Origin of the sequence: Halomicronema sp. CCY15110 (assembly GCF_016888165.1) — a bacterium.
Lineage (GTDB): Bacteria > Cyanobacteriota > Cyanobacteriia > Phormidesmidales > Phormidesmidaceae > Halomicronema.
This window is the reverse complement of record NZ_JACSWC010000027.1, coordinates 1-6,227: the sequence shown is the minus strand read 5'-3', so window position 1 is coordinate 6,227 and position 6,227 is coordinate 1. Positions and strand designations below refer to the sequence as shown.

7 protein-coding genes are annotated in these 6,227 nt (G+C 56.9%); all 7 read left to right on the top strand.

Features of this window, described 5'->3' with window-relative positions; genetic code table 11:
• Positions 1-21: 21 nt before the first annotated feature.
• The 7 genes from JUK32_RS00160 to JUK32_RS00130 all read left to right on the top strand — a co-directional run bounded on the left by JUK32_RS00160 (position 22) and on the right by JUK32_RS00130 (position 5,868).
• Positions 22-423, top strand: coding sequence for a Na+/H+ antiporter subunit E (locus tag JUK32_RS00160; protein ID WP_204136854.1), 402 nt, complete (start codon positions 22-24; stop codon positions 421-423).
• Positions 424-577: 154 nt separating this feature from the next.
• Positions 578-829, top strand: coding sequence for a hypothetical protein (locus tag JUK32_RS00155; RefSeq protein WP_204136853.1), 252 nt, complete (start codon positions 578-580; stop codon positions 827-829).
• Positions 826-1,104, top strand: a complete 279-nt coding sequence (locus JUK32_RS00150; protein ID WP_204136852.1) for a monovalent cation/H(+) antiporter subunit G — start codon at positions 826-828, stop codon at positions 1,102-1,104. The genes JUK32_RS00155 and JUK32_RS00150 overlap by 4 nt, the downstream gene beginning before the upstream one ends.
• On the top strand, positions 1,097-1,732 hold the full coding sequence (locus JUK32_RS00145) for a DUF4040 domain-containing protein (protein WP_204136851.1): 636 nt from the start codon (positions 1,097-1,099) through the stop codon (positions 1,730-1,732). Before JUK32_RS00150 ends, JUK32_RS00145 begins: the two co-directional genes overlap by 8 nt.
• Before the next feature lie 2 nt (positions 1,733-1,734).
• Positions 1,735-2,397, top strand: coding sequence for a Na(+)/H(+) antiporter subunit B (locus tag JUK32_RS00140; RefSeq protein WP_204136850.1), 663 nt, complete (start codon positions 1,735-1,737; stop codon positions 2,395-2,397).
• 220 nt (positions 2,398-2,617) lie between these two features.
• A complete protein-coding gene (locus JUK32_RS00135) occupies positions 2,618-3,313 on the top strand; it encodes a DUF928 domain-containing protein (RefSeq protein WP_204136849.1) in 696 nt (231 codons plus the stop codon).
• Positions 3,314-3,324: 11 nt separating this feature from the next.
• Positions 3,325-5,868 (top strand): bifunctional diguanylate cyclase/phosphodiesterase, encoded by a 2,544-nt coding sequence (locus JUK32_RS00130; protein ID WP_204136848.1) that lies wholly within the window; start codon positions 3,325-3,327, stop codon positions 5,866-5,868.
• Positions 5,869-6,227: the final 359 nt, after the last annotated feature.

Sequence of the window (6,227 nt, the reverse complement as noted above, 5' to 3'; positions counted from 1 at the left end):
CTTATTTGGGATGGTGCTGGCATGATCGGCTACCTAGACCTGCTATTGCGGCTGACCATCTGGTTTTTGCTGACGGCTGATCTCAGTCCGGCCAATATTGTCATCGGGGTGTGTATTGCCCTAATTTTGCCCCGCAATCACACCCTGACGGCGGTGCTGAAAGATTGGCTGCATGCCCTGTGGGAAATCATCGTCGCCATTCCGACGGCCTATATCGAAGCGGTGGAAATCATCTTCCGCCCCCACACGGCTGAAGATACCGTGATGGAGCGGGTGAAGCCGAATCGCACTCCTGGCCTGATTTTTCTGGACATCTTTTTGATTACCTTTACACCCAAGACCATCGTGCTGAAATACCACGAAGATGGTTGGTATGAGGTGCATCGCGTACGCCGCCGCAAGCGTCGAGGCGTTGATGGATAGGTGAGCGTCAGGGTGGCTGGGTGATTGAGGGTGAGGGGGGAAATGACGACTTTTGCCCCGGCCCCCTCTCCCTTGCCTCGTCGCTCCTTTGCTCCCCTAGCTGCTCACCCTTAACTCCTTGCTCCTGCTGTAATTAACCGCTCTCCCGACTTCTATGAACGGCATCCTTCTGGCAATGATATTGGCCTTGCTCATTCCCATTTACGAAGCGTGGCAAGACGAAGATATTTGGCAAAAAATGTTGGCCTTTGCCAGCATCGCTACAAAGACGTCCATCATGATTTTGGTCGTGTCGGTGTTGCGCGATGACTGGATGATCGGTCTCGTCGGGGTATTGATTTTGAGTGTGGGCAATGCTGCCCTCATGCTCTTGGCCCACATTATCCGGAGGTTGAACGAAGCATGATCGACATCTTTAGCTACGGCCTCATGGTCCTGGGCGTCATCTTTTGGTTTTGGGGTACCTTGCCCCTGCTGGGTCACCGCTCCGTATTGTTCAAACTCCATAGCCTCTCGGTGGCGGACACGCTGGGCTCCATGAGTATCGTGGTGGGACTGCTGCTGAAAATTCCGAGCGAATGGCCGCTGCTGGTTTTGGCCCTGATCTGCCTGGCCATTTGGAATACCGTGCTGGGCTATGTGCTGGCTTATTGTTCGAGTACCGGAGGGGAAGATGCTTGAGAATTTGGATGTGGTGGCGATCGCGGCCCTGTTGCCGCTGACTGCCTGCATGTTGGTCACCCAAGTGGATCCCTATCACGCGTTGATCATTCGAGGCATTTTGGGGGCGGTGGCGGCGTTGGTGTATGCCCTGTTTGGCGCGGCAGATGTGGCCCTGACCGAAGCGCTGGTGGGTACCATGTTATCCATCACGCTGTATGCGATCGCGGTGCGGTCTTCCATGAGTCTGCGCTTAGGCACGTTGGCGACGGCTGCCCCCAACCTGGATGCAGCGGTGCCCTCAGCCTTGGGTCAGCAGCTCTTTCCGGCCCTCCGTCAGGCGATTAAAAAGCATCACCTGCGCTTGGAAGTCTTGCCCTATGCCAGTCCTCAGGCGCTCCAGTTTGCCCTGGAAAATAAGGAAATCCATGCGGTGTGTGTACCGGCAGAGCAGTTGGCAACCACTCAAGGCACCGATGATGTGGCCGCGCCTTACTTACTGAATGTTCGCATTCCCCGGCTGTATGAAACTTTAGCCGCCGCCCTACCGCCGGAACTCGTAGCGGTGAGCTTTTCTCGGGCCTTACGGTTGACGTCAGCCGCCCCGCCCCCTCCGGACAGTCAATTGCAGAATGCCTTGGAGGGTTAGTCATGAAGTGGATTTATGTGATCGCCGCGATCGCCCTTTATCTCAAAATGCTGGTGTTTCCCAGTCCATTAGTAGAAACCGCCGAACTGTCGATGGTGGAACTGGTGGTCGAAGATACGGGCGTCGTCAATGCCGTGTCGGGCATCATCTTTCGCAATCGCCTGTACGACACTATTTTTGAGGTTGTTGTTTTCAGCATCGCGATTATGGGGGTGCGGTTCTTGCTGGCTAATGAGCAGCCTTCCTGCACGGTCTATCAGTTCACCGACGATCCTTCCATCGTCTTAGCCCGGCTGGGCGCGACGATCGCGGCCCTGGTCAGCATCGAACTCGCCATTCGCGGGCACCTGAGTCCGGGCGGGGGGTTTGCGGCGGGGGTCGCCGGGGGCACCGCGATCGGGCTGGTCGCTATCACCTCCTCTTCGAGTCTGATGGAATCGCTCTACAAACGCTGGCAAGCCGCCACCCTAGAAAAAGTGTCGGTGTTGATCTTCATTGCGATCGCGGCGCTATCGCTCATGGGGATCGAGTTGCCCCAGGGCGAACTTGGTTCCTTACTCAGTGGCGGCTGGATTCCTCTGCTCAATCTCTTGGTGGCCCTGAAAGTGGCGCTCGGCGCGTGGGCGGCAATTCTGGTCTTCATTCGCTATCGCGGCTTGCTGTAGCTCTGCATAAGACGTTCTCCGACATCGAAAAACTGGCGGCGCAAGACGGTGTTTAGTGACCGAGCCTGCGGTGGCAAGATTTGGTGATCAGAGCGCCCCACCATCATGGGTGCCGAGAAGGCTGCTGCTTTTCCCTAAAATGAGCCATGATCTTGTAGAGCGATGGAGAGATCGGTTCAGCCGACTACACTGCTAATACTTGACTCAGGGACTGTTGATCATGACTCTAACTTCTACCAAACGTGTGGGTTTAGCGCTGCCCATTAGTAGCTTATTGCTGGCCTCGACGATGGTCTGGCCTGCCGCCGCGCAAGACCAAAACGAATTTCCGGGGCGACGAGTGGGGGGCGGCACCCGGGGAGGCTGTGTGATTAATGCCGCAGCGGTGGTAGCGCTCAATCCCGACAACAATTTGGGCGTCACCCAGCGTGAGGAGCCGACGCTGTATTTCGCCGTGCCCGCCACGGTTGACCCCTATCAAGTTACTTTTTACTTAGAAACGGAAGCCGCCGAACCCATCTATGAGACAACCTTAGAAGCTGGGGGTAAGGCCGAGCTGATCGGGATACAGATTCCAGCGGATACCCTGGCAGTCGGCGAGTATTATCCGTGGTATTTTTCGGCGAATTGTGATGAGACTAACCCCGCCACGGCGATTGTGGTGAATGGTTGGTTGCAGCAAACCGAGGTGGATACCGAGGTGGGGGCTGACGCTGATTCCCAGTTGGAGCAGGTGCAAGCCTATCAAGCAGCGGGCCTGTGGAGTGATGCGATCGCCCTCACAGCAGAACTGCTGGCGGCCAATCCTGACTGCGAAGAGTACCAAGCTCAATGGTTGGCGCTGTTGGAAAGCCTGGAACTTGACCAGGCCATTGATGAGACTTTATCGGTGCGTCTCCCCGATACCCAAGATTGAGGACAGGCAGCTTGCCTCGACTGGCCACTTTAGTGAATCAGGTGCGATCGCGGGTGAGTCGTTGGGGGCAGTCCCCGCAGCAACCCCGTGTCGTCCCGCAAATCTTTTGGTCCGCGTTACGCTCGGTGCTGATTTCTAGCACGGTGGTCGCGAGTGTTTGTCTGGTGGCCCAGCGTGCCGGCTGGCTAGAACCCCTGGAACTCGCCATGCACGACCAATGGGTGCGGGGGCGTCCGGCGCTGCCGCCGGATGAGCGGCTGCTGATCATCAGCATTGAAGAAGCCGACATTCGCCGCTATGGTTGGCCCCTTAGCGATGAGGTATTGGCCGCCGCCTTAGAACGGCTACAAACGACTAATCCCAGCGTCATCGGGCTGGATCTGTATCGTGATCTGCCCGTGCCACCCGGAGAGCAGGCGCTGATCGAAGAATTGGCGGCTCCCAATATCATCGCGATTACCAATCAGGTGTTTGCGATTCCGCCCCCGCCGACGGTGCCGCCAGAGCGCGTCGGGTTTAATGACTTTACCCTCGACACCGATGGCGTCTTGCGGCGCAACTTAATGCAGGTCGGCGACGGCGAAGACCCGTATTTTTCGTTTGCGCTACAGGTCAGCCGCCTTCACTTGACCGAGCAAGGCAAGACGTTTGGCTACAACTCCGAAGCCCTGTTTTGGGATGAAGTCGTTTTAGAGCGCTTGCAAGCGACCGATGGCGGCTATCAAACCGCTGATGTCCGGGGCTACCAAATTTTGTTGGACTACCGGGGGGCTGAGGCGATCGCTCCCACTCTCACCCTGAGTGAACTGCTGGATGCCCCTCCGGAGGCGTTGACTGATCTCACAGGGCGCGTGGTGTTGGTCGGCAGTGTGGCCCCCAGCCTCAAAGATTTTTTGCCGACGCCCTACAGTGCCGTGCGGCAAGAGTCCTTTCAAATGTCTGGGGTGATGGTACACGCCCAAATGATCAGCCACTTGCTGGACTTGGCAGACGGCACCCGCTCTCCCTTTCGCTATTGGTCACAGTGGCAAGAAGGTGGATGGCTACTGGCGTGGGCGATCGCGGGGAGCCTGTTGGCTTGGCGATTGCGGCGACCGATTGTGTTATCTATAGTCGCGATCGGCGGTGTCAGCGTCATTGTGTTTACCAGCGCTGGGCTGTTTCCTTACCAAGTGTGGATTCCGGTGGTGGGGCCGGTACTCACGTTCATCGGGGCGTTGGGCTTGGCGATGACGCACCGCGTATTCTACACCACGTCTCACGATGCCCTGACGGGAGCCCTCAACCAAAATTCCCTCACGGCCTACCTGCGGCGATCGCTCAAACAGCGCCAGCGCCAGCAACAAACGCGACCGCTGGGCGTCCTCTACGTGCATTTGGATCAGCTGGGACTGGTCAACAGCAGCTTAGGACAAACGACAGGCAACTACATGTGGCTGGAACTGATGGCGCGGCTGCGAGCACGCCTGCCCAAGGCCGCCAAAATTGCCCGCATCGATGAAGACGATTGTGCGATCGTCGTGCCCGCTGATGACAAAGCCGTCCTCGAAACGCTGGCTAATCAGCTTCGTGATGACGTGGCTCAACCCATCACCATTCCCCCCCAGCAGTCAGTGGTCACCGACACCAATATCGGCATTGCCATTACCCAGCCCAACTACGTTCACACAGCGGAAAATCTCCTGCGCGATGCCCATACCGCCATGTTTCGCGCCCGGTCTCTGGGACAGACTCAGTATCAAGTCTTTGCCTCCGGCATGTTAGAAGCCAGCGTGCAGCGATTTGCCTTAGAAGACGAACTCCGCCAAGCTCTCGCCGACCAGCAGTTTGAACTGTATTACCAGCCCATCGTCTCGCTGGAGAGCGATCGCATCGCCGGGTTTGAAGCCCTCATCCGCTGGCAACATCCCCAACGCGGCTTGATCTCACCCGGCATATTTGTGCCCCTCGCCGAAGAAACGGGCCTCATTATTCCCCTCGGACAATGGATTTGTGAAACCGCCTGTCAACAGGCTTATGAATGGCGGCAGCAATTTTCTGACTGGCCGCTGCTGATCAGCATTAACCTCTCAGGACGGCAGTTTGAGCAACCCGACCTAGTGGAACAACTGGCCAAAATTATGCAAGATCGCCAACTTGCGGGCCTCACCTTTAAGCTCGAAGTCACCGAAAGTATGGTGATGGGGGATGTGGAAGCCGCCATTGATCTGATGTTTAAGTTGCGATCGCTCGGCTGCAAGCTCAGCCTCGATGACTTCGGCACGGGCTATTCCTCCCTCAGCTATCTGCGCCGCTTTCCCATCGACACCCTCAAGGTGGATCAGTCCTTTGTCCGCAATATGAATAGTGCCGAAGATTTCGCGATCGTTCGCACCATCGTTGATTTGGCCCATACCCTGGGCATGGATGTGATCGCCGAAGGGGTCGAGACGATGGAGGATGTGGAGGCATTGCGATCGCTCAAAGCCGAATTCGGCCAAGGATACTACTGGGCCAAACCACTTCCCGCCGCTGCCGCCACCAAATTTCTCGCCCAACACTTCGCCCCGTCCTAACCGTAACAAGCCCGTTCGGTGAGATGCCGATCCCCAAAACGGTCATCGTCCATCGTCATTGAATCTGCCCAACGCCTTTTCAACGCGGGTGTCCCGCAATGTCGCCGCGAATCCTTGCATGAATCTCCCGCCCCGGTTTCACAAACCTTGTGCCACGATCAAAAACTGCTCTCCGGTGATTTATCTGGGGGCAAGCTCTGGATGCAGCTGAAACTGCAAAGCAAACTCGGCGTCACCCGGGGTCTCCTCGATAAAGGCCAGCGTTAGGGATCTGCAACTCAGTAAAGTACCCGTTCAATCCGGTTTCGACTTCGCTCAACCTACCAGTATCGAGAGTTGAGCGGAGTCGAAACTCGGCT